Below are 21,475 nucleotides of genomic sequence, written 5' to 3' on the forward strand. Positions count from 1 at the left end.
GCACGCACCCTCACAAAAAAAGTCCGGGGTTGCTCATTCCCCACGCCTCAACGCCGAGGTGCTGCTTTTGTTTCGCCGGGCGATGTGATGTGCGGGATTTCGTCGCCAGAATCCGGCATCCGGCCTCAGGCCGTAACGAATCGGGCCTTCAGCATGGCGAAGGCGGCGCGCATGCCAAGGGCGTCGCCCCCTTTGGGTCGACCGGGCTTCGCGGCCGGGCGCCATGCGAAAGTGTCGATATGCGCCCAGGCCGTAGCGTCCGGGACGAAGCGCTGTAGGAACAGCGCGGCGGTCACCGCGCCGGCCATTCCGCCTTCGCCGGCATTGTTGATATCCGCTGCGGTCGATTTGAGCATGTCGGCATAGTCGCCCCACAGCGGCATCCGCCAGAGCGGGTCGGCCACCGCCTGCGCCGCCGCCAGCAATTCGGCGGCGAGCGAATCGTCATTGGCGAACAGCGCGGGCAGATCGGGGCCCAGTGCCACCCGCGCTGCGCCGGTCAGTGTGGCGAAGTCCAGCATCAGCACCGGCTTCTCCTCGCCCGCGCGGGTCAGTGCGTCGCCCAGGACCAGCCGCCCCTCGGCATCGGTATTGCCGATCTCCACCGACAGTCCCTTGCGGCTCTGGAGGATGTCGCCGGGGCGGAACGCGTCGCCCGCCACCGCATTCTCGACCGCCGGGATCAGCAGGTGAAGCCGGACCGGCAATCGGGCGCCCATGACGAGGCCGGCCAGCGCTAGGGCATGGGCCGCGCCGCCCATGTCCTTCTTCATCAGCAGCATGGCTGAGGACGGCTTGATGTCCAGCCCACCCGAATCGAAGCAGACCCCCTTGCCGACGATCGCGATCCGCGGATGCTTCGGATCGCCCCACTCCAGTTCGATCAGGCGAGGCGCGCGGTCGCGCACTGCGGCGCGGCCCACGGCGGCGATCATCGGATAGCCCTGATCGAGCGCGTCGCCCTTGGTCACGCGGAACGCCGCGCCATGGGCTTTGGCGACGGTCTCGACCGCGGCGGCGAGTTCGGCGGGGCCGAGATCGGCGGCCGGGGTGTCGACCAGATCGCGGACCAGCGCTACCGCCTCGGCCAGCGCCACAGCCCCGGCAATCCCCGCCACATCCTTGCTGAGCAGGACGCGCTGCGGGATCGGATCGGGCTTGGAAAGATAGCGATCGAAGCGATGGTGGGCGAGCAGCCAGCCCAGCGCGTTTTCGGTAGCGGCTTCGCCGTCGGCCTCGATCCGGTAGGTTCCGGCGGGAAGCTTCTGCGCCACCGCCGCGAGGTCCCATGGCCCGGCTGTCTTGGGGGCGCCGAACACGGCGGACCATTCGCCGTCCTTGCGGCCCGGCAACACCAGCAGTTCGCCCGGCTTGGCCTTGAACTGCGCGGCGGCCGCGAGGGTCCGTACCTGTGCCGGTTGTGCCTTCAGCCAGGAATCGAGGCCATCGGCGGCAATCGGCGCCAGCGCGTGGGCGGCTTCGCCGCGATCGGGGACAAGCAGGCTGGCGAAATCGGTCATCGGCGTTCCAGGCCCTATCGATCGAGCAAAATGTGCATGCGCGCGGTCGCGATCGGCCGGGAGCGGTCGTCCTGCCAGCACACCGCGCTGGCATTGGCGACCCGTTTGCCGATCCGCACGATATGGGCGACCGCGTGGGTGTCGGTCATCACTCCGCCGCGCAGATAGTCGATCGAGATGTTGATCGGCTTGAGGCGGGGTTTCTGCTCGTCGCGCCCGAACTCATGGTCCAGAGCTTCGTAACAGGCCATTTCCAGCAAGCCGCCAATCACCCCGCCATGGACGAAACCCGGTCGTCCCTCCACCTCGTGGCGCCAGCCGATGGTCAGAATGGGTTCGCCGGTGGCGTTGTTGCGGCGGGCGCCGATCACATCGGCGTAGGGGAAGTCGAAGGGCATGCGCTCAGTCCCCCGTGAAGAAGAAGGTCGCCAGCGCATGGGCGACCGGGTCATCGGGGTTACCGTCATGCGCGACGCAGCGGACGAACGCGACGTTGCGCGCGACCCGATAGCAGGTGGCCCGCGCGATGATCGCCTTGCCGGGCGGGGCCGCGCGCACATAATCGATCCGCAGGTCGAGTGTGGCCATGGGCCGCAATTTCTTGATCCTGGCGCCGATCGAGAAGCCGCAGGCGCTGTCGATCAGCGAGATGATCGGGCCGGATGCCAGCACGCCGGTTGCGGCGTTGATCGCCAGCTCGGGCTTATAGTCGAACCCCAGTTCGGCCCAGTCATCGCCATGGGCGATATAGCGCAGGCCGATCTCGCTGATATGGCCCGACATCAGCCGTGAGAAGTTCGCAGGGTTGGTTAGATCCGACACATCGAACGGCATAAGAAGTTGAGCGGCCGGCGCAAGTCCTCAGATCGTCATCTGCGAGCCCAGTTCCACCACGCGATTGGGCGGAATCCGGAAGAAGTCGGTCGGGTCCGACGCGTTGCGGTGGAGGAAGATGAACAACAGGTCCTGCCAGAAGGGCATGCCGCTATGCTTGGAGGGGCGGAGGGTCGACCGGCCGATGAAATAGCTGGTCTGCATCGGTTCCAGCTTGTTGTCGCCATGGCGCAGCGCGAAAGCCAGGTCGCGCGGGATGTCCGGGCTCTCCATGAAGCCGTAGTTGAGCACCGCGCGGGTGAAATTCTCGTCGATGTTCGTCATGTCGAGCCGCTGCGCGGCCGGGACGGCGGGCGTGTTCATCGTGTTGATGGTCAGCGCCAGGTTGCGTTCGTGAAGTATCTTGTTGTGCTTCAGATTGTGGAGCAGCGCGCTGGGCGCCGCCTCCAGGTCCGCCGACAGGAAGATCGCCATGCCGGGCACGCGCTCGGGCGGGCGGGCGCGGAGCATGCGGGCCAGTTCCTCCAGCTCGATCGCCTGGCTCTGGTCGATCGCGAGCAGCATGGTCCGGCCGCGCACCCAGGTTGCGATCAGCAGGCCGACGCCGACCGCGATGAGCAGCGGCACCCAGCCGCCCTCATAGACGCGCAATATGTTGGCGCCGAAGAAGAACAGGTCGAGCAGCAGCAGCGGTGCGATCACCGCCAGCGTCAGCGGCAGGCCCCAGCCCCAGGTGCGGCGAACGACGAGGAAGCCCAGCATCGTCGTCACCACCATCGTGCCCGATACCGAAACGCCGTAGGCGGCCGCCATCGCGGAGGAGGAGCCGAAGCCGAGCACCAGGATCATGACGCCGACGAACAGCAGCATGGTAATCGTCGGCAGATAGATCTGGCCGGCGGCATGTTCGGAGGTCTGGCGGATCTTGAGGCGGGGCAGCAGGCCGAGCTGGATCGCCTGGCGGGTCAGTGAATAGGCGCCGGTGATGACCGCCTGGCTGGCGATCACGGTGGCGCAGGTCGCCAGCAGCACCAGCGGGATGCGGGCGACTCCGGGCGCCATCAGGAAGAACCAGTCCTGGTTGGTGAATTCCAGCCCGCGGGCGGCGGCGATCTCCAGCCGGTGAAGCGCAAAGGCGCCCTGGCCGAGATAGTTGAGCGCCAGCGCGGGGAAGACGATCGCCAGCCAGCCTGTCCGGATCGGTTTCGCTCCGAAATGGCCCATGTCGGCGGTCAGCGCCTCGGCGCCCGTGACGGTCAGGAACACCGCGCCGATCACGAACATGCCGGCCAGGCCGTGGTTGGTCATGAACAGGACGCCATAATGGGGGAGCAGCGCGGCCAGGATCGCGGGCTCGTCGGCGATGTGGATCAATCCGATTCCGGCGATCGTCACGAACCAGAGCAGGCAGATCGGCCCGAACAGCTTGCCCACGATCGCGGTGCCCCGCGCCTGCATCAGGAACAGTCCGATCAGGATTCCGGAGGTGATCAGCAATATCGTGCCCTGCGACACCGAGTGCTCCAGACCGGGAATGGTCCGTAAGCCCTCGACCGCCGAAAGTACCGACAGGGCAGGGGTTATCACCCCGTCGCCGTAGAACAGTGCCGCGCCGGCCGCGCCGAGCAACAGCACCAGCCGGTGGCGTCGCCGGGTCGATCGCTGCGCCAGCGCCATCAGCGCCAGCACGCCGCCTTCGCCGCCATTGTCGGCGCGCATCAGGAACAGCACATATTTGCAGGTGACGACGAGGATCAGTGCCCAGAGCGCGAGGCTGAGCACGCCAAGTATCTCTCCGGCCACGATCCCGTCGGCGGCGGCTTGCCCGAGCGCTTCGCGAAAGGCGTAGATGGGGCTGGTGCCGATATCCCCGAAGACGACGCCCAGCGCTCCGAGCGTCAGCGCCGCCATCGTGTCCTTGCTACGCCGGCTCCGGGGTCTGGAAGCGTCGGCGTCAGCCAGCTCATTGCGCATTCGGGATGCTTTCGAAACGGCGAAACCGGCGCGCATTAGGCCTGTCGCGGGTGGAATGCACGCGGAATCTCGCAGTGGCACGGCATTGTGCGTGTGGGTGTTTGCGCACCGGGCGCAATCGGGGTAAAGGCGGGTCCGAACTGCCCCGGTGGCGCGTCCGAATCGACGTTGTCTCCGGGGCTTCTCTGTTTCCCGCGCCCCCGGAGGCCCGATCATGACCCGCCGCCGCCAGATCTACGAAGGCAAGGCCAAGATCCTGTACGAGGGCCCCGAGCCCGGCACCCTGATCCAGTATTTCAAGGATGACGCCACCGCGTTCAACGCCCAGAAGAAGGGCACGATCAACGGCAAGGGCGTGCTCAACAACCGTATTTCCGAGCATATCTTCACCCTGCTCGGGATGATCGGCGTGCCGACCCACTTCATCCGCCGGCTCAACATGCGTGAACAGCTGATCCGCCAGGTCGAGATCGTTCCGATCGAGGTGGTGGTGCGCAACGTCGCCGCCGGCTCGCTGACCAAGCGCCTCGGGATCGAGGAGGGGACCCAGCTGCCCCGCACGATCATCGAATATTATTACAAGGACGACGCGCTGGGCGATCCGCTGGTCGCCGACGAGCATATCGCCTGCTTCGGCTGGGCCAGCCAGGAGGAGATGCACGACATCGCCGACATGGCGATCCGCGTGAACGACTTCATGTGCGGTCTGTTCGCAGGCATCGGCATCCGGCTGGTCGACTTCAAACTGGAGTTCGGCCGTTTCTGGGACAATGACTATAGCCGGGTGATCCTGGCCGACGAGATCAGCCCGGACGGCTGCCGGCTGTGGGACATCGCCACGAACGAGAAGCTGGACAAGGACCGCTTCCGGCAGGATCTGGGCGGCGAGGTCGAGGCCTATCAGGAGATCGCCCGCCGTCTCGGCCTGATGCCCGATGGGGAGAATATGATCCTCGATCTGGAAAGCCACCGCAAGAATCGGGGCAAGTGATTCCAATGGCTTAGTGGAAGGCCCTTGAGTGCCTGTCTGAGCGCCTTCCGCTTCGCCGCAATCCTGCCGCATTTGGTCGCACCGGTTATTTACAACCGAACGGCTAGACATAATCTGTCCCCTCGATCTGCGGCTTGGCCGCGTGAGTCGAGGAGGACCGGAGCATGGCGACGTCCCGTTTCGAACATCCGTCGTTGGCGCCTGTTGCGTTGCTGCTTCCCGATCTCGATTGCGAAGGGGCGGGCTATTGGCTCGACCACTGGATCGCCAGCCGGATCGATTGCCGTTCGGTGGACGTCGGCCACGCCCGCTGTCCCGATCGCAACGATCTTGTCACCCGCCTCGCACAGGCAATGCGCGGGATCGATGCGCCGCTGATTCTGGTCGGGCATGGTCTCGGTGCGCTCACCATCGCCGCCTGGGCAGGGCTGATGAGCAGTGAAAGCGAGATCGCGGTCGCCGGTGCCCTGCTGGTGGGACCGAGCGATGCGGGAGTGCAGGGTGCCGACAGCCGGCTCCAGAGCTTCGCGCCGCTGCCGTCCGCCGTCTTCTCCTTCCCCGCACTGGTTGTGGCCAGCGAGGATGACCCCCAGCTTTCGCCGGACCGGGCCTTCAGCCTGGCCCGGCAATGGGGCGCCGGCTTCGCCCGCTTCGGAGCCTGCGGCCACTTCACCCCGGTCGATGGCCTTGGCTGGTGGCCGGAGGGAGAGGAGCTTCTCGATCGTTTCATCGATCTGGTCGAGCCGGGGCGCGGGCCCGAGAGGCGGAGCCTGGATCATTTCACGCCGGCCATGCCGTTCAGTCGACCCGGGCCTTCGTCGCTGTTCCGTCCCTAGGACGGTCGCGCCCCGTCCGTCCCATCTCCGGGGGGCGGACGGGGTTGCTTGCGGTCGCGTCCCTTCGGTCGCCGCATGAAGCTAAACTGTCGCCCCGCGAACATATTTCACATTGGCGCGCCGGTGCCCGTCGCTCTATGGGGGCGCCATCAAGGGCCGGTCGACGGTTTGGAAAAGGAATCGAATTCATGAGCAGCCGGACGGAAGCGGTGAAGATCGCGCCGAACGATGCCTTCAACATCCAGACGGTTCTCTGGGTGAAGCACTGGAACGAGCATCTGTTCAGCTTCGCGGTCGATCGTCCGGCGTCGCTGCGGTTCCGCTCGGGCGAGTTCGTGATGATCGGCCTGCCGACCGACGCGCGACCGCTGTTGCGCGCCTATTCGATCGCCAGCCCTTCCTATTCCGACGAGATCGAATTCCTCTCGATCGCTGTACAGGATGGCCCGCTGACCTCGCGGCTGCGCCACATCATCCCCGGCGACGAGATATATCTCGCCCGCAAGACCACCGGAACCCTGGTCGCCGACGCGCTGACCCCCGGAAAGCGGCTGTTCCTGCTGGCTACGGGCACGGGCCTCGCGCCTTTCCTGTCGGTGATGCGCGATCCGGACATCTATGAGCGCTACGAGCAGGTGGTCATCGTCCACAGCGTCCGTCATGTCAGTGATCTGGCCTTCCGCGACGTGCTGGAGAGCCGCCTTGCCGGTGATCCGCTGGTCGAGGACGAGGCCGCCGCCAAGTTCCGCTACATCCCGATCGTCACCCGCGAGCCCTTTCCGCGGCAGAAGCGCATCACCACGCTGATGGAGGATGGCGGCCTGTTCGATGGCGTCGACGGCGAGAAGGCGCTCGATCCCGCTACCGACCGGGTGATGATGTGCGGGAGCATGGACATGATCCGCGACTGCTCGGCCATCCTGGAGCGCCTCGGTTTCGAGGAGGGGTCCAACGCAAAGCCCGCCGACTTCGTGATCGAAAAGGCCTTCGTCGGCTGAATTTGCCTCTATCAAGGTCGGAGGTTCAGGCCCTGGGCCGGAGCAGCAGGTCGAGCCATCCCGGCCCGATTCCGGTCCGTTCGAGGCGCGGATAGCGGTTGCCGCCATAATAGGGGATCGACACGGTCCGATACTGGTCGCCCCGCCGGACGATCAGGTCGATCGGCCTGCGGGTCCTTGCCGCTTCGGCGATCCGTTCGGCGAGCCGGTCGCTGGCATAGCCTTCGCCGCCAACCGCTACCACGAACTCGTTGTTGGTCAGGCCGGCGGCAAAGGCCGGGCTGTCCCATATGACCTGATCGATGCTGCGGTCGCCATTGTCGATCGACAGTCCCAGTGAATAGCTGAAATCGGCGATCTTGCGGCGTCGTTCCTCGATCCTCCAGAAATTGGTGGGCTTGTCCGAATAGACCAGCCGGTAGCCGCCCTTGGTGATCCAGTCGCTGGGGGCGTTGGGGCGGGCTTCCTCGACGCGGGTGCGCAGATAGTCGGCCCAGTCATGGGGGGCGATCGCGTTCAGCGTGGCGACGACATCGTCAAGCGTATAGGTCAGAGTTCCCCAGTCGCCGTCGCGCATGCCGAAGAAGGCGCGCGCGAAATCGTCGAGCGAGCGCCGCCCGCCGGTGAGTTCGCGCAGTTGCATGTCGACGTCGAGCCAGACCAGCATGCCTTCGTTATAATAATCCTCGGAACGCTGGAGGCTGGTCCAGGGCTGCGGGCGTCGCGCGGCGATGATCGGGTCGGTGGTGGTGTCGATCAGCGGGCGCCACTGCCGACCCGGCCGGGTATCGAGCTGCGCCGCCGCCATGGCCAGGAAGGCGAGGGTGTCGTCGGCGGAGACGAGACCTGACCGCGCCTGCAGCACATAGCCCCAATATTGCGTCTGCCCCTCATAGACCCAGAGCAGCGAATTGCGCATCGGCACGCTGTAATCGGGGGTGTAGAGATCGGCGCCGCGCCGATATTTTCCGTTCCAGCTGTGGACATATTCGTGCGGCAGCAGGTTGTGCCGCTGGGTCTGTTCCTCCCAGCGGGTGAAATAGCCGGTGGCGACGCCATTCTCGCTCGATCGCTGATGCTCCAGCCCGATGCCGCCGAGCCGGTCGCTGATGAACAGCAGGAAATCATAATGGTCGTAATGTTCGGCCCCGAACAGCTTGAGCGCCTGTTCGACCATCCGGCGATGGGCTAGGAGCTGGGGTTCGGTCGCGGCCAGTTCGTCGGGGCTGTCGGCGGCGATATTGAGCCGCACCTTGGGGCTGAGCTGGTGCTGGCGGAAATGGCGGCCTGCCAGCATCGGGCTGTCGACCAGTGTCTCGAAGCTGACGGGACGGAAACGGATTCGTCCGGAAGGCGCCGCGGCTGCCGGTTCCAGCGCGGTGCCGTATCCCCAGCCGGTCGGCAGCACCGCGGTGGGCGCAACCATGATGCGCCGGGTGAACCAGCCCGCCGGATAGAAGGCGACGAGGTTCCATTGCAGGTTGAGCATCTCGCTCGTCATCACCACGCGTCCCTGCGCGGCATTGGTGGGTGATACATAGTCGAAGCTGAGCGTGATGCTGCCCGCACCCGCCGGAACGTCGACCGCGATCGCATAGACGTCGACCGGGTCGCGCTTCCATGCGAGCGATTTGCCATTGGCTGTGATCGCGATGTTGGCGACGTCGTCTATCGGGCCGCGCGGGGCATGGTTGCCAGGCAGCCACTGCGGATAGAGCAGGTATAGGCGGCCGGGGTTTGCCACCGGGATCGTCTCGGTCACCTTGAAGATGCCGCGCGCGACGTCGGTCGCGTCTACGGCCAGTTCGATCGTACCGGGAAAGGGAATGTCGCGGGCGACGGGCACCTGCCGTTCGATCGGCAGAGGATCGGGCATGCTGAAATCGATGGCCGGCGCGGGAATGGAAAGCGAGGCCGCGATTGCCGCGGACAGGTACAGGGGGACGGAACGCATAGGGGCCACGGCATCCATTCTGATTATGGCGGGAACATGCCGTTTTCCGGGGGCGCCGTCACCCCCCTGCGATTAGGGATGGATCAACCACAGGTCGACCGGTGGCGGTCGATGCGGATGTCGTCGGTGGCGGGCCAGGCCTGATGCTCAGCCCACCATTTCACCGCATCGACCAGGCCGTCGCGTAGCCGGCGGACATGCCGTCTTCCATCCTTGGAATTTATCTTGAACATGGTCGTCTCCTCGTTTCGACGACCTTTCAAATATGGATATTCCCTGCTTATCGCCAATCGTTTATGAGGCGTCACAGATAAGGTAGATTTATCTATATGGGGCGACAGATTCCTCCGCTCAGCGCGGTTCGGGTATTCGAGGCGGCCGCGCGTCATCTCAACTTCACCCGCGCCGCCGAGGAACTGGCCATGACCCAGGCGGCGGTCAGCTATCAGGTGCGGATGATCGAGGATCGGCTGGGCACGCCTTTGTTCGTGCGCACCGGGCGGCGGGTATCATTGAGCCCGGCAGGCCAGCGGCTGGCGCCACAGGTCTCGGCGGCGTTCGACCTGCTTGATGAGGCGTTCGCCAAGGCGCGCCAGACCGAGGGCGGGGTGTTGACGATAAGTGCCGCTCCGGGGGTGGCGGCGGGCTGGCTGGGACCGCGTCTCGCCCGTTTCCAGCTGGCAAAGCCCGATATCGCGGTGCGGCTGCTCGCCAGCCACGAGCTTGTCGACTTCGCGCGCGACGAGGTCGATGTCGGTATCCGGATCGGCCATGGCGACTGGCCGGGATTGCGCGCCGTGGAGCTGTTTCCGGCCGAGTTCACGCCGATGTGCAGCCCCGCCTATCTGGAGCGCATGGGGCCTTTCACCGATCCCGCCCAACTGCTCGATACCTTGCGGATGAATTCCGATGACATCTGGTGGCGTGCCTGGTTCAGCCAGGTTGGCACGGCCATCCCCGACGATTTCACCCGGCGTTCGATCCACGTCGATTCCCAGGTGATCGAGGGCATGGCGGCGATGGCGGGGGAGGGGCTGGCGATGCTCACCCCGCGCTTCTGGCCGTTCGAACTGGCGACCGGCCGGCTCGTCCAGCTATTCCCTCATGTCGGGCGTGGCGGCAGCTTCTGGCTGGTCTATCCCGAGCATCGCCACAACGCCGCGAAGGTAAAGGCGTTTCGCGAGTGGCTGATGGGCGAGGTGGCGGCGACGGCGTGATGGGAAGCCTCTTCCCCGTTCCCCCTTTTACCCGCTAGACGTTTCCCATGACCGATCTCGCCGAGCTGCCCGACGACAGCGTTCGCAACACCCCCTTCGATAGCGCGCTCTCCGATCGCTATCTCGTCTATGCGCTGTCGACGATCACTGCGCGTTCGCTGCCCGATGTGCGCGATGGGCTGAAACCGGTGCATCGCCGGCTGCTCTGGGCGATGCGGCTGCTGCGGCTCGATCCCGCCTCAGGTTACAAGAAATGCGCCCGCGTCGTCGGCGACGTAATCGGCAAATACCATCCGCATGGCGACCAGTCGGTCTATGATGCGATGGTCCGCCTCGCCCAGACCTTCTCGCTGCGTTACCCGCTGGTCGACGGCCAGGGCAATTTCGGCAATGTCGATGGCGATAACGCGGCGGCGATGCGCTATACGGAAGCACGGCTGACCGCCGCCGCCAACGAACTGATGGCCGGACTCGATGAGGGCACGGTCGATTTCCGTCCCACCTATAATGGCGAGGAGGAAGAGCCGGAGATATTCCCCGGCCTGTTCCCGAACCTGCTTGCCAATGGCGCCAGCGGCATTGCCGTCGGCATGGCCACCTCGATCCCGCCGCACAATGTCGCCGAGCTGGTCGATGCCGCCGTCCACCTGATCGACCAGCCCGAGGCGACCAGCGCCGAGTTGATGCACTATGTTCAGGGTCCGGACTTTCCGACCGGCGGCGTGCTGGTAGACAGCGCCCAGTCGATCGCGGACGCCTATGCGAGCGGCCGCGGCGCCTTCCGCGTCCGCGCGCTCATCGAAAAGGTCGAGGAAAAGGGCGGCGGCTGGCACCTCGTCGTCAGCCAGATTCCCTATCAGGTCCAGAAGTCGAAGCTGATCGAGGAGATTGCCGAGCTCATCAACGAGAAGAAGCTGCCGATCCTCGCCGACGTCCGCGACGAGAGCGACGAGGATATCCGCATCGTCCTCGAACCGCGCAGCCGCACCGTCGACGCCGACATGCTGATGGAAAGCCTGTTCCGGCTGACCGACCTAGAGGTGCGCGTCTCGCTCAACCTCAACGTGCTCGACGACACCCGCACGCCGATGGTGATGAGCCTCGCCCAGGCGCTGTCGGCCTGGCTCAAGCATCAGTTCGAGGTGCTGATCCGCCGATCGCAGCATCGCCTCGCCAAGATCGCCGACCGGATCGAACTGCTCGACGGCTATCTGATCGTATATCTCAACCTCGACCGGATCATCCAGATCATCCGCGAGGAGGACGAGCCCAAGGCGGTGATGATGGCCGAGTTCGGCCTCACCGACCGTCAGGCCGAGGCGATCCTCAACATGCGGCTGCGCAGCTTGCGCAAGCTGGAGGAGATGGAACTCCGCAAGGAACGCGACACGCTCGACGCCGAGGGCAAGGGGCTGGAAGAACTGATCGCCAGCCCGGCCCGCCAGCGCACCCGGATGAAGCGCGACCTCGCGGCGCTGCGCAACCGCTATGGCCCGGAGACGGCGCTGGGCGCGCGCCGCACCAGCCTGTCGGAAGCCGCGCCCGCGCGCGAGATTCCGCTGGAGGCGATGGTCGAGCGCGAGCCGGTGACGGTGATCCTCTCGCAGCGCGGCTGGATCCGCGCGATGAAGGGCCATCTCGACGATGCGGCGACTGCGGTGGTCAAGTTCAAGGAGGGCGACGGCCCGGCCTATGCCATCAAGGCGCAGACCACCGACCGCATCCTGCTCGCGACCGACCAGGGCCGCTTCTATACGCTGCCGGCCGACAAGCTGCCTGGCGGGCGCGGTTTCGGCGAGCCCGTGCGCCTGTTCGCCGATATCGACGCTGATGCCCGGGTGGCGGCGCTGCTCGTCGCGAAGGCGGGGGCGGAACTGCTGCTGGCTTCTGCCGATGGCAAGGGCTTCGTCGTCGATATGGGCGAGGTCACCGCCGAGACCCGCAAGGGTAAGCAGGTGATGAACCTGCGCGAGAAGGGGCGGCTCAGCGTCGTCCATCGGGTTGCGCCGGGTGACGATTATGTCGCGGCGATCGGCGACAACCGCAAGATGGTGGTCTTCCCCCTCAATGAGTTGCCGCGCATGGCGCGCGGTCAGGGCGTGACCATCCAGCGCTACAAGGATGGTGGGCTCTCCGATGCGATCAGCTTCAAGCTGGAAGAGGGGCTCAGCTGGATGATGGGCGGCGAGACCGGCCGCACCCGTACTGAAAGCGACCTGACCCCGTGGCGAGCGGCGCGCGGCGCGGCGGGCCGCATGCCGCCGGTGGGTTTCCCGCGCGACAACCGCTTCAAGCCTTGATGCCGCCCCGGCGAAGGCCGGGGGTCGTTGGCGTTTTTTGAGATGCGGTCGACGCAGGAGCCGCTTGTGGCCCGGCCCCCCGCCGGAATGGCGAAGCGGCGCCAATAGACCTTCGGCGAGCTAAGTCCATGCGTAGCCAAAGGATTAAGCCCGAGGAAACAGAGCATTAACCCTGCGCTGCTAATGCCGTTGGACCATGCGGGCGGCGAAAACCCAATTTGCGACTTCATCCGATCGGATCGGAAACGACGCCGCTGTGCCCGCGCTCCAGCTTCCCGCCGCCCTTCAGGAACTCCTCGATACCCCGCGCACCGCCGCGCAGCAGGAGTTCATCGATACGCTCCCGATCGCGATCGCCTTGGTCTGCATGGTCGATCGCAAGCCAACGATATTGGCTAGAAACAGCGCGTTTTTGCAGATCGCATCGCGTCACGGCCTGCCGCGCCAGGCCGATCCCGCGCGTGATCTCTGCGCCGGCATTGCCCTGCCGCTGATGCCGGTGATCGCGAACTTCCTTGACGGGGACGAGATAGAACGCAGCTTCGACATGCAGGAAGGTGACGGCATCTCGGGCCGACATTTCGCGGTCCGGCTGTCGCGTCTCGCAAGCGGCGAATCACCCGTGCCCCGCTGCATCGTTTCGCTGATCGACCGCACCCAGCAGGTGGAGGGCGAGCGCTCCCTGCGCACCCAGATGCTGCGCGACAGCCTCACGGGCCTGCCCAACCGAGCTGCTTTCGCGGAGCAGATCGAGCAGGCGATGGTCAATTTCGAGACCGAGGGCCGCCAGTTCGCGGTGCTGCTGATCGATCTGACCCGCTTCAGCCGCGTCAATGAAGGCGTCGGATCGCTGGCAGGCGACGAGCTGATCATCACTGTCGCGCGTCGCCTGATCTCGGCGCTGCGCGCGGGCGACGTGCTCGCCCGCCTGGTTGGCGACGAATTCGCGGTGCTGCTCAGCGTCGCCGATGACCCGTCGGAGGCGATGCGCGCCGCGCGCCGCATGCAGGCCTGCCTCGCCACGCCGATCCGGCTGGGTGATCTGGAGATCAAGATCGACTGCGCGGTCGGTGCGGCGATGATGACATCGACCGTCGATGCCGCCGAGGATCTGATCCGCAACGCCCAGTTCGCGATGAAGCGCGCCAAGCATTCGGGCCATGCCGAGCTGTATCAGGCGTGCGACAGCACCGCCGCCCGCCAGCGCTTCAGCCTGGAAACCGAACTGCGCCGGGCGATCGAGCGCGATCAGTTGCATCTCGCCTTTCAGCCGCTGGTCGATCTGAAGAGTGGCGCGGTGCTCGGCTTCGAGGCGCTCGCCCGCTGGGACCACCCGGAAAAGGGCGCGATCTCGCCGGTCGAGTTCATCCCTGTCGCCGAGGAATCGGGCCTGATCGTGCCGCTTGGCCGCTGGGCGCTGCGTGCCGCTACCCGCACCCTCGCCGAATGGGACCGCAAGGCAGGCTCGCCACTGCCGGTGCATATGGCGGTCAATGTCTCGGCGGTTCAGTTTCACCGCGACGATGTCGTCTCGGCGGTGGAGGCCGCCCTGGCCGAGAGCGGCCTGGCCGGCAACCGGCTCAAGATCGAGTTGACCGAAAGCTGCATCGTCAGCGATCCGGACGGCATCGCCCAGGTGCTGCGCGCGATCCACGATCTGGATGTCATGATCGCGATGGATGATTTCGGCACCGGCTATTCCAGCCTCGCCTATCTTCAGCAGCTGCCGATCAACGTGCTGAAGATCGACCGCAGCTTCGTGGCGCCGATGCTGCAGGACAAGGATTCGGTCGCGATCGTGCGCGCCATTCTTGGCCTCGCCTCGGCGCTGGGTATGGCCACCACCGCCGAGGGTGTGGAATCACCCGAGCTGGTCGAGACCCTGATCAGCCTAGGCTGCGATGTTGCGCAGGGTTATCACTTTGCCCGCCCGCTGCCTTCGGACGAGGCCTATGCCTATTTCCGGTCGCGCAACGCCTGAAGCAGTTCGCCGCCGACGATCTCCTCGGTTCTCTCAGGGCCGGGGAAATCCTCCGAAACCCATCGCCTTTCGATCGCCTGCAGCGTAGCCGCCACCATCGGCCCGGCGGGCAAGCCGCGCGCGATCAGGTCGCCGCCGCCGAGCGGCAGCTTGGGGCGCTGCCAGTCGCGCAGATGGTTCAGCTCCAGCGCGTCGACGGGTCGCGGCCCGCGCAACAACAGATCGGCCGCAACATCCGGGCCGAAGCGATAGGCGAGGGCGCGTGCGGGCCCGTCGTCCGCCAAGGCGGCGGCCTGGAGCCTTTTGGTCGCCGCTTTCGACAATTTGAGCCGCTGCGCGATCGCCACCTGTCCGGCCGGGTCGGCGGGCAGCAATGCGCCGAGTCTGCGCAGGGGATCGGCCGGCACTCCGGCCGCGCGCTCGCGTTCGATCAGGCGCTCGAGCCGCGCGACGCCGTCGCCATCGATTTCGGGAATGATCGGCCGGAACAGGCCGTGCTCGGTCATCAGCCGTATCGTCGGCCCCGGGTCGCGGCCGCCGAGCAGCTTCAGCAGTTCATCGGCGATCCGCTCGCGCGACAGCGCCATCAGGTCGTTGGCGCGGGCGACGCAGGCGGCCAGGGCGGCGGGGTCGGGGTCGCCCCGCCCGAAGCGCTCATGGAAACGGAACAGCCGCAATATGCGCAGATGGTCCTCGGCGATGCGCTGGAATGGGTCGCCGATGAAGCGGACGAGGCCGGCCTTCAGATCGGCCAGCCCGCCGAAATAGTCATGCACCTCTCCGCTGAACGGATCGGCTGACATCGCGTTGATGGTGAAGTCGCGCCGGGCGGCATCCTCTGCCCATATGTCGGTGAAGGCGACGACGGCGCGGCGGCCGTCGGTGGCAACATCGCGGCGCAGGGTCGTCACCTCCACCGGCCCCGATGGCAGCAGCGCCGTCACCGTGCCGTGGGCGATTCCGGTGGGGATAGCCTTGAAACCCGCCGCGACGATGCGGCGGCTGCTCTCCTCGGGCAGCAGCCGGGTCGCGCAGTCGATATCCTTGACCGGCAGGCCGAGCAGCGTATCGCGGACCGCGCCGCCGACGAAGCGCGTGTCGGCGGCGCCGCCCAGCGCCTCGATCAATCGATCGAGGCCGGATGCCCGGCGCCAGGGCGCGTCCGGCAGCCGGGTTATGGGGGGCGTCATTCGGCGGCCTCGAGCGCGGCGCGCAGGCGCGGGGCGAGATGGACGATCAGCCCGGCCGTCACGCCCCATATCCGCTGATGGGGCCAGTCTATCTCGAAATAATGGCGCGTCGTTCCCTCGAACATGGCTGATCGGCGCAGATGATTGGCCTCTGCCAGCAGATGGCCGAGCGGGACCTCGAAGATTCCCGCAACCTCGGCCTCGTGCGGATGGAGGGGGAGACCATTGGGGATCACGCCGACTACCGGCGTTATCAGATAGCCGGATCCGGTTGCGTGGCTGCGCGTGGGGCCGACGATCTCCACCTTCTCGGGCGGCAGCCCGATCTCCTCCCAGGCCTCGCGCAGCGCGCCCGCGACCGGGCCGTCATCCTCGGGATCGAGCCGCCCGCCGGGGAAGGCGACCTGGCCGGCATGCGCGCGCAGCGCCTCATGGCGAACGGTGAGCAGCACGCGGGGCTCGGGTGCGTCGATGATCGGCACCAGCACGGCTGCCGGCGTAAGCCGCGATATGTCCGGATTGAGGGTGGGATGCTGGACGAGGGGTTTCGCTTCGTCCGGGTTGGCTTCGAGGCTGCGGCGAAGCCGCTCGGCTAGCGGGCTCATTGCGAATCGAGCGCGAAGAATTGGCCTTCGCTCCAGATACCGACCGGCTCTTCTCCGGAATCCAGCGCCAGATTGACCAGCTCATAATAGACCGGCCGCGAGATCAGCGCGTCGAGCCCCCCGCGCACCTTTATATAAGGATGCGGCCCGTCCGCCTTCTCGGCCACGGTCAGCGGGTGATCGGCATCCGCGACGACGAGGTCGCCGGTGTTGAGCCGGAAGGCCAGCCGGCGGTCGCGCCCCTCGCCCTCGCTCTTGAGTTCGACTGCCACGAAGGGCGCGTCGTCGACCGTGATGCTGAGCTTTTCGGCCGGGGTCACCAGCACATAGGAGCCATCGGCCTCGCGCCGCAGGATCGTCGAAAACAGGCGCACCATGGCGGGGCGGCCGATGGGGCTGCCCTGATGATACCAGGTCCCGTCGCTGGCGATCCGCATCGTGCTGTCGCCGCAATGCTCCGGATTCCATTTGTCGACTGGAGGCAGGCGATTCTCTGCCGCGTACGCCGCAATGTCGTTCAGCGACAGGCCGGCAAAATCGGGGGAGGGGCGGCTTTCGGGCATGCGGGCGATGTGCCGTCAAACCCCCGCCGGTACAAGAGGGCGATCAGCGCCGTATCGCGGGGGCGAGCGCCGGAACACGGGACGGGCCGAGCGAAGCCTGCTCCGGAATGGCCTGCCCGGGACGCAGCCGGGCCAGCAGCCGATCGCGATCGACCGGCCCCGGCAGGGTCCAGCCGCTTGTGTGGCGTGCCGAGAAGCCGAAGAAGCGATCATAATAGATCGCATCGCCGATCAGCATCATCGGCGCCGCATCAGCGGCATCGGCCGCGGCCAGCGCCTTGTGCATCAGCAGGCGGCCGATGCCGTCGCGCTGACGATCGGGCCGTACCGCGACGGGGCCGACGAGGATCAGCGGGGTGCGGGTGCCGTCGGCTTCGGTCAATTCGACGGGCCAGCACTGGATCGACCCGACCAGCGTGCCATCCTCAACCGCCGCGAAGCTCAGTTCCGGAACCGGATCGGTGCCCTCGCGCAGCTTATAGGCCGTGCGCCCATGTCGGTCGGTACCGAAAGCCAGATCGAGCAGATGGTCGATGGCGGCGGCCGGAACCGAAGCGATGGGAACGAGCTGGATCAATGCGGTTGGGCATCCTTGTCGAAATGGAGGGGGCGCTTTAGCGTCCTGAAGATGAATGTGAAGCAAATTCGGATGGCAGATCGATGAAGCTCTACGACGGCGCCTGGGCGCCCAGCCCCCGGCGTGTGCGCATCTTCCTCGCCGAGAAGGGCATCGAGATCGAGCGCGTGGTTCTCGACCTCAGGCATGGCGAACATCTCGAGCCTGATTATGCCGGCATCAATCCGCAGCGGCAGTTGCCCTCACTGCTGCTCGACGATGGCACGCTGATCGACGATTCGATCGCCATCTGCCGTTATTTCGAGGCTCTTCAGCCCGATCCGCCTCTGTTCGGGGGGACACCGCGCGAAATCGGCCTTGTCGAAGCATGGCTGCGTCGAATCGAGCATGACTGCTTCCAGGCCGTGGCGATCGCGCTGCGCAACAGGTCGCCCGCTTTCGCCGGGCGCGCGGTCAGCGGACAATGGCCGCCGATCGAACAGATTCCCGCGCTGGTCGACCGCGGACGCTGCATGTGGGACGCTTTTGCCACGGTGCTCGACGGGCATCTCGCCGACCAGGCTTATATTGCCGGGGATGATTTCACGATGGCCGACATCGCCGGGCTGGCCGCGATCGACTTCGGCATCGACACCCGGATGCCGGACCCCCGCGAAGGCCGGCCGGCCCTTGCCCGCTGGCATGCGGCGGTTGCGGCCCGGCCCTCGGCTTCGGCGTGATTTTTCCCCACCATCTGTGGAAAGCCTGTGGATAAGCTGGGGACAATGGCCTTCCGCTTCCCTGCGCATGGTGCCCACCCCCGGCTTGCCCGATTTTCGGGCAGCGACTTTTCCGATTGCCGCGATTTCCGAGTCAGCAGATGTTTCCATCTGCTTTGAAATCGCTTTATCGCAGGCGGCCATGACCCCGGAGTTCGGAAACAGCAGGACGGCGATCGTCACCGGCGCCGCCAAGCGGATCGGCGCCGAGATCGCGTCCGCGCTCGCCGCGGACGGCTGGGATGTGCTGGTCCATTATCGCCACTCGGCGGCCGAGGCGAAGGCGCTGGCCGCGCGGCTGCCCCGCGCCCGCGCGGTGGCGGCCGACCTAGCCACGGCCGACGGCGCGGATCGGGTGATCGCGGCGCTCGCCGGCATGCCGCCGCCCGCGCTGCTGGTGAACAGCGCTTCCTCCTTCGTCTATGATTCGCTCGACGATTTCTCGGTCGAGGCGTGGGACATGCACATGGCCGCCAATGCGCGGGGCCCCGCGTTGCTGTCCCGCGCCTTCGCGGCTGCCGTGCCCGAAGGGCAGGGCGGGCTGATCGTCAACATGCTCGATGCCAAGCTGTCCGGGCTCAACCCCGATTTCTTCACCTACACCATCTCGAAGATCGCCTTTGCCGGGGTGCATGAGCTGCTCGCGCGCTCGCTTGCCTCCTCGCATATCCGGGTCAATGCGATCGCCCCCTCGGTAACGCTGGTTTCGGGGCCGCAAAGCCGGGAGAATTTCGAGAAGGTCCACGCGCTCAATCCGCTCGGCCGCGGGGTCGAAGTGTCGGAGATCGTCGCCGCGCTGCGCTTCTTGATCGCGGTGCCGACGATCACGGGCCAGACGATCACGCTCGATGGCGGGCAGCGCTTCCTCGGCCTTGCCCGCGATGTCCAATATCTCGATCAGGAGCCCTGATGGATCCCGCCTCGCTCGACGGGCTCGTGCCCGCCCATCTGCATCCCCGCACCCGCCGGATCGTGCTGCGCGATTTCGCGGTGCCGGTGGATATCGGCTTCCATGATTTCGAGGTCGGCAATCCGCAGCGTGTCTCGGTCACCGTCGAGGTGTGGCTCGACGAGGCCGCCTTCGCCTCGGAGGACAAGGTGGCGGTCGCCTGGGACTATGATTTCCTGCGCACCGAGATACTCGCGCTGGTCGCGGGGCGCCGCTTCAATCTCCAGGAGGTGCTGGCGCGCGAAATCTACACCCTCGTCGCCGCGCGCGCTGGCGTCATGGGGCTCCGTATCGCGATCAGCAAGCCCGACGTTTATCCCGATTGCGCGGCGGTGGGCGTGGAACTGAGCTCGTTCTGAGCCCTGCTCGCCACACCCCGGCTTCCGGCCGGGGCGCGGCGGACATCATCGCACGATCAGCCGCCCGCAGGGGCCGAGCTGGCCCAGCACGAACTGATAATCCCTGCGCACCGCCTCCCCATCGGTCGCCGAGAGGGCGGCGATGCTCGTGCCGGGCAGGCGCTGCGGCAGGAAGCACGCCAGCCGGTACCACAACAGGCTGTTGCGAGGCGGCGCCTTGGCGCTGTCGTCAACCATCTCGCCGAGCGCTACCGCAAATTGCGGTTGCTCCCCGGGCCGGCGCAATACCGACAGGGAGATCGGCCGGTTGTCGGGGGTGGTCAGGAATATCTGGGATTCGCTCTCGCCGGGAATCGCGCCGGGTACGTGGAAGGCATTGCCCACCCCGGTGATGAAGGGCGGCGCGGACGCGGCGCTCGCCTCCGTCAGCAGGCTCCGGAGCGTCGATTCGGTGGTTTGCGTCCAGTCGAGCTGAGAATAAGGTGAAGTGAGACGCACCTCCAAGGAGCGCCCCTGAACCCGGTTCGCAAAGAGGATGAATCGCGCTTTTTTCAGCTTTGGGGCCTTGCCCTTTCCGTCCAGCGGAACGTCGACAATATAGCTGATGACGCCGGGAAGGCCGTCGGCTCCCCGTAACAGCATTCCTGTCTGAGCCTGGATCAGAAAACGGGCATTCCCTGCCGCAAGCCCGGGCGCGAGCTCGCCCTTAAGTCGCTCCGCCTTGATCACCGTGACGCCGGTAACGACCTGCGCCGACAAGGCCAGATCGGCCAGGTCCGCATAGGAAAACTGCCGAATTCCGGGCTTTGACGACATCGGGGAGGGCGTGGCCGCCGTCGTCTGGGCAAGCAGCATTCCATCCGGAATCAGAATGGAGCCAATCGTAAAAGCAAATAACGTGCCAAAATGGCGAAAGGGGTGGCGCTTACCCGTTGGGGGCATGGGCATTTTCCTCATTTCCGCTGTCCGGCCCGATTGCATAGCCGTGATCGTTGCGGGGGGCCATGCCGGAAAAGCTCAAACTACTGGCCCTTCGGTTATTGCGTCCATCGAACTGTCGCGATAAGGACACTCCTCCGCTAAATATTATAAATATGACTGGCGGGGTTGGGCCGGGCGCTGGTGGCACTCCCATTGGTGCGTTCCGGGTTTTTTTGCTGGCTTTTCGATTGGAGGGAGTGTCATTCCTTAATGGCTTACGGTGATCAAACCATGAGCACCCGCAAGGCGGTGTCGATAGCCATGGTGATCGTTCTCCATGCGGTCATCGGCTACGCCTTCGTCACTGGGCTTGCTTATAACGTCGTCAAGAAGGTCGCCCGCGATCTGAAGACGTTCGACGTCGAAGAGGAGGCTCCTCCGCCCCCGGACAAGCCGCCGCCCCCGCCGCCTGAAACCAAGATCGAGCCGCCGCCCGTGATCGCGCCGCCGCCGATCGTTCAGGTCGCGCCGACCGTGGCTCCGCCGATCGTATCGGTGCCGACGCCGCCGCCGCCGGTGATTCACGAAACTGCGCCGCCGGCTCCTCCGCCGCCTGCCGTTTCGCGCCCCGGCAAGCCGCGCGGCAATCCGAGCGAGTGGGTGACGACCGAAGATTATCCGTCCGCGGATCTTCGCGCCGAGAACCAGGGCGTCAGCGCTGCCGAACTCACTGTGGGCGCCGATGGCAAGGCTTCGAACTGCAAGATCACTTCGTCGAGCGGTTTCCCGGGCCTGGATGCGAAGACCTGTCAGATGCTGCTGCGTCGTTCGCGGTTCACGCCGCAGCTCGATGGCAACGGCCAGCCCATGCCTTTCACTTATCGTCAGCGTGTCCGCTGGCAGATCCCGAAAGACTGAGCTTATGGGCCGGGCCGGCGCCTGATGCCG

At 66.0% G+C, this 21,475-nt stretch carries 21 protein-coding genes; 10 read left to right on the forward strand and 11 right to left on the reverse strand.

What is annotated here, in order from left to right; translation table 11 throughout:
* Nucleotides 1-125: 125 nt before the first annotated feature.
* From CMV14_RS11490 to CMV14_RS11505, 4 genes are read right to left on the reverse strand one after another with little or no spacing between them, the layout of a single operon-like run.
* Complete coding sequence (locus tag CMV14_RS11490; RefSeq protein WP_066959024.1) at nucleotides 126-1,520, reverse strand: leucyl aminopeptidase family protein; 1,395 nt, start codon at nucleotides 1,518-1,520, stop codon at nucleotides 126-128.
* A gap of 14 nt (nucleotides 1,521-1,534) precedes the next feature.
* Nucleotides 1,535-1,918: a PaaI family thioesterase gene (locus CMV14_RS11495; protein WP_066959025.1), complete on the reverse strand. Its 384-nt coding sequence runs from the start codon at nucleotides 1,916-1,918 to the stop codon at nucleotides 1,535-1,537.
* Between the two features lie 4 nt (nucleotides 1,919-1,922).
* Entirely contained in the window at nucleotides 1,923-2,342 is a 420-nt protein-coding gene (locus tag CMV14_RS11500) for a PaaI family thioesterase (RefSeq protein WP_238147268.1), read from the reverse strand.
* 39 nt (nucleotides 2,343-2,381) lie between these two features.
* Nucleotides 2,382-4,328: a potassium transporter Kup gene (locus CMV14_RS11505; RefSeq protein WP_066959320.1), complete on the reverse strand. Its 1,947-nt coding sequence runs from the start codon at nucleotides 4,326-4,328 to the stop codon at nucleotides 2,382-2,384.
* Nucleotides 4,329-4,542: 214 nt separating this feature from the next.
* Here CMV14_RS11505 and purC point away from each other — a divergent pair, with 214 nt between their 5' ends.
* The 3 genes from purC (at nucleotide 4,543) to CMV14_RS11520 (ending at nucleotide 7,153) form a co-directional block, all read left to right on the forward strand.
* The gene (purC, locus tag CMV14_RS11510; protein WP_066959027.1) at nucleotides 4,543-5,319 is read left to right on the forward strand and encodes a phosphoribosylaminoimidazolesuccinocarboxamide synthase; all 777 of its coding nucleotides are present in this window, start codon (nucleotides 4,543-4,545) and stop codon (nucleotides 5,317-5,319) included.
* Nucleotides 5,320-5,483: 164 nt separating this feature from the next.
* Nucleotides 5,484-6,155 carry an RBBP9/YdeN family alpha/beta hydrolase gene (locus CMV14_RS11515; protein WP_066959028.1) on the forward strand — a complete coding sequence of 224 codons (672 nt, stop codon included), beginning with the start codon at nucleotides 5,484-5,486 and terminating at the stop codon, nucleotides 6,153-6,155.
* A gap of 188 nt (nucleotides 6,156-6,343) precedes the next feature.
* A complete protein-coding gene (locus CMV14_RS11520) occupies nucleotides 6,344-7,153 on the forward strand; it encodes a ferredoxin--NADP reductase (protein WP_066959029.1) in 810 nt (269 codons plus the stop codon).
* Between the two features lie 25 nt (nucleotides 7,154-7,178).
* Here CMV14_RS11520 and CMV14_RS11525 read toward each other — a convergent pair whose 3' ends face one another.
* A complete protein-coding gene (locus tag CMV14_RS11525; RefSeq protein WP_066959030.1) occupies nucleotides 7,179-9,107 on the reverse strand; it encodes a M61 family metallopeptidase in 1,929 nt (642 codons plus the stop codon).
* An 83-nt stretch (nucleotides 9,108-9,190) separates the two neighbouring features.
* Nucleotides 9,191-9,340, reverse strand: coding sequence for a hypothetical protein (locus CMV14_RS26745; protein WP_176488934.1), 150 nt, complete (start codon nucleotides 9,338-9,340; stop codon nucleotides 9,191-9,193).
* A gap of 96 nt (nucleotides 9,341-9,436) precedes the next feature.
* Between CMV14_RS26745 and CMV14_RS11530 the strand changes: the two genes are divergently transcribed.
* From CMV14_RS11530 to CMV14_RS11540, 3 genes are all read left to right on the forward strand, one after another.
* Nucleotides 9,437-10,324 carry a LysR substrate-binding domain-containing protein gene (locus CMV14_RS11530; RefSeq protein WP_066959031.1) on the forward strand — a complete coding sequence of 296 codons (888 nt, stop codon included), beginning with the start codon at nucleotides 9,437-9,439 and terminating at the stop codon, nucleotides 10,322-10,324.
* Between the two features lie 47 nt (nucleotides 10,325-10,371).
* Nucleotides 10,372-12,624, forward strand: a complete 2,253-nt coding sequence (gene parC / locus CMV14_RS11535; RefSeq protein WP_066959032.1) for a DNA topoisomerase IV subunit A — start codon at nucleotides 10,372-10,374, stop codon at nucleotides 12,622-12,624.
* Nucleotides 12,625-12,880: 256 nt separating this feature from the next.
* Nucleotides 12,881-14,605, forward strand: coding sequence for a putative bifunctional diguanylate cyclase/phosphodiesterase (locus CMV14_RS11540; RefSeq protein WP_238147269.1), 1,725 nt, complete (start codon nucleotides 12,881-12,883; stop codon nucleotides 14,603-14,605).
* Here the strand turns inward: CMV14_RS11540 and CMV14_RS11545 are convergent.
* The 4 genes from CMV14_RS11545 to CMV14_RS11560 are packed head-to-tail and all read right to left on the reverse strand — an operon-like array spanning nucleotide 14,581 to nucleotide 17,540.
* Nucleotides 14,581-15,783: a CCA tRNA nucleotidyltransferase gene (locus CMV14_RS11545; RefSeq protein ID WP_066959321.1), complete on the reverse strand. Its 1,203-nt coding sequence runs from the start codon at nucleotides 15,781-15,783 to the stop codon at nucleotides 14,581-14,583. The genes CMV14_RS11540 and CMV14_RS11545 overlap by 25 nt on opposite strands.
* 8 nt (nucleotides 15,784-15,791) lie before the next feature.
* Complete coding sequence (locus tag CMV14_RS11550; protein ID WP_066959034.1) at nucleotides 15,792-16,400, reverse strand: CoA pyrophosphatase; 609 nt, start codon at nucleotides 16,398-16,400, stop codon at nucleotides 15,792-15,794.
* On the reverse strand, nucleotides 16,397-16,963 hold the full coding sequence (locus tag CMV14_RS11555; RefSeq protein ID WP_066959035.1) for a DUF1285 domain-containing protein: 567 nt from the start codon (nucleotides 16,961-16,963) through the stop codon (nucleotides 16,397-16,399). The genes CMV14_RS11550 and CMV14_RS11555 overlap by 4 nt, the downstream gene beginning before the upstream one ends.
* Before the next feature lie 43 nt (nucleotides 16,964-17,006).
* Complete coding sequence (locus CMV14_RS11560) at nucleotides 17,007-17,540, reverse strand: GNAT family N-acetyltransferase (protein WP_066959036.1); 534 nt, start codon at nucleotides 17,538-17,540, stop codon at nucleotides 17,007-17,009.
* An 83-nt stretch (nucleotides 17,541-17,623) separates the two neighbouring features.
* Between CMV14_RS11560 and CMV14_RS11565 the strand changes: the two genes are divergently transcribed.
* The 3 genes from CMV14_RS11565 (at nucleotide 17,624) to CMV14_RS11575 (ending at nucleotide 19,606) form a co-directional block, all read left to right on the forward strand.
* Nucleotides 17,624-18,259 carry a glutathione S-transferase family protein gene (locus CMV14_RS11565; RefSeq protein WP_066959037.1) on the forward strand — a complete coding sequence of 212 codons (636 nt, stop codon included), beginning with the start codon at nucleotides 17,624-17,626 and terminating at the stop codon, nucleotides 18,257-18,259.
* Nucleotides 18,260-18,440: 181 nt separating this feature from the next.
* A complete protein-coding gene (locus CMV14_RS11570; protein WP_066959038.1) occupies nucleotides 18,441-19,208 on the forward strand; it encodes an SDR family oxidoreductase in 768 nt (255 codons plus the stop codon).
* Nucleotides 19,208-19,606 (forward strand): dihydroneopterin aldolase, encoded by a 399-nt coding sequence (locus tag CMV14_RS11575; RefSeq protein ID WP_066959039.1) that lies wholly within the window; start codon nucleotides 19,208-19,210, stop codon nucleotides 19,604-19,606. The genes CMV14_RS11570 and CMV14_RS11575 overlap by 1 nt, the downstream gene beginning before the upstream one ends.
* Before the next feature lie 45 nt (nucleotides 19,607-19,651).
* Here the strand turns inward: CMV14_RS11575 and CMV14_RS11580 are convergent, their stop codons facing one another.
* Entirely contained in the window at nucleotides 19,652-20,548 is an 897-nt protein-coding gene (locus CMV14_RS11580; RefSeq protein WP_238147270.1) for a hypothetical protein, read from the reverse strand.
* A gap of 249 nt (nucleotides 20,549-20,797) precedes the next feature.
* On the opposite strand from CMV14_RS11580, the gene CMV14_RS11585 reads away from it, so the two are divergent.
* Nucleotides 20,798-21,445 (forward strand): energy transducer TonB, encoded by a 648-nt coding sequence (locus CMV14_RS11585; protein ID WP_066959041.1) that lies wholly within the window; start codon nucleotides 20,798-20,800, stop codon nucleotides 21,443-21,445.
* The last annotated feature ends 30 nt before the right edge of the window (nucleotides 21,446-21,475 follow it).

The sequence above is a fragment of the Rhizorhabdus dicambivorans genome, from assembly GCF_002355275.1.
Lineage (GTDB): Bacteria > Pseudomonadota > Alphaproteobacteria > Sphingomonadales > Sphingomonadaceae > Rhizorhabdus > Rhizorhabdus dicambivorans.

Bases quoted from the DNA above. Each gene is read 5' to 3' on its own strand.
- CMV14_RS11490 (WP_066959024.1), bottom strand. From the start codon at position 1,520: ATGACCGATTTCGCCAGCCTGCTTGTCCCCGATCGCGGCGAAGCCGCC.
- CMV14_RS11555 (WP_066959035.1), bottom strand. From the start codon at position 16,963: ATGCCCGAAAGCCGCCCCTCCCCCGATTTTGCCGGCCTGTCGCTGAAC.
- CMV14_RS11550 (WP_066959034.1), bottom strand. From the start codon at position 16,400: ATGAGCCCGCTAGCCGAGCGGCTTCGCCGCAGCCTCGAAGCCAACCCG.
- parC (WP_066959032.1), top strand. From the start codon at position 10,372: ATGACCGATCTCGCCGAGCTGCCCGACGACAGCGTTCGCAACACCCCC.
- CMV14_RS11515 (WP_066959028.1), top strand. From the start codon at position 5,484: ATGGCGACGTCCCGTTTCGAACATCCGTCGTTGGCGCCTGTTGCGTTG.
- CMV14_RS11580 (WP_238147270.1), bottom strand. From the start codon at position 20,548: ATGCCCCCAACGGGTAAGCGCCACCCCTTTCGCCATTTTGGCACGTTA.
- CMV14_RS11525 (WP_066959030.1), bottom strand. From the start codon at position 9,107: ATGCGTTCCGTCCCCCTGTACCTGTCCGCGGCAATCGCGGCCTCGCTT.
- CMV14_RS11575 (WP_066959039.1), top strand. From the start codon at position 19,208: ATGGATCCCGCCTCGCTCGACGGGCTCGTGCCCGCCCATCTGCATCCC.
- CMV14_RS11530 (WP_066959031.1), top strand. From the start codon at position 9,437: ATGGGGCGACAGATTCCTCCGCTCAGCGCGGTTCGGGTATTCGAGGCG.
- CMV14_RS11505 (WP_066959320.1), bottom strand. From the start codon at position 4,328: ATGCGCAATGAGCTGGCTGACGCCGACGCTTCCAGACCCCGGAGCCGG.
- purC (WP_066959027.1), top strand. From the start codon at position 4,543: ATGACCCGCCGCCGCCAGATCTACGAAGGCAAGGCCAAGATCCTGTAC.
- CMV14_RS11520 (WP_066959029.1), top strand. From the start codon at position 6,344: ATGAGCAGCCGGACGGAAGCGGTGAAGATCGCGCCGAACGATGCCTTC.
- CMV14_RS11495 (WP_066959025.1), bottom strand. From the start codon at position 1,918: ATGCCCTTCGACTTCCCCTACGCCGATGTGATCGGCGCCCGCCGCAAC.
- CMV14_RS11585 (WP_066959041.1), top strand. From the start codon at position 20,798: ATGGCTTACGGTGATCAAACCATGAGCACCCGCAAGGCGGTGTCGATA.
- CMV14_RS11565 (WP_066959037.1), top strand. From the start codon at position 17,624: ATGAAGCTCTACGACGGCGCCTGGGCGCCCAGCCCCCGGCGTGTGCGC.
- CMV14_RS11570 (WP_066959038.1), top strand. From the start codon at position 18,441: ATGACCCCGGAGTTCGGAAACAGCAGGACGGCGATCGTCACCGGCGCC.
- CMV14_RS26745 (WP_176488934.1), bottom strand. From the start codon at position 9,340: ATGTTCAAGATAAATTCCAAGGATGGAAGACGGCATGTCCGCCGGCTA.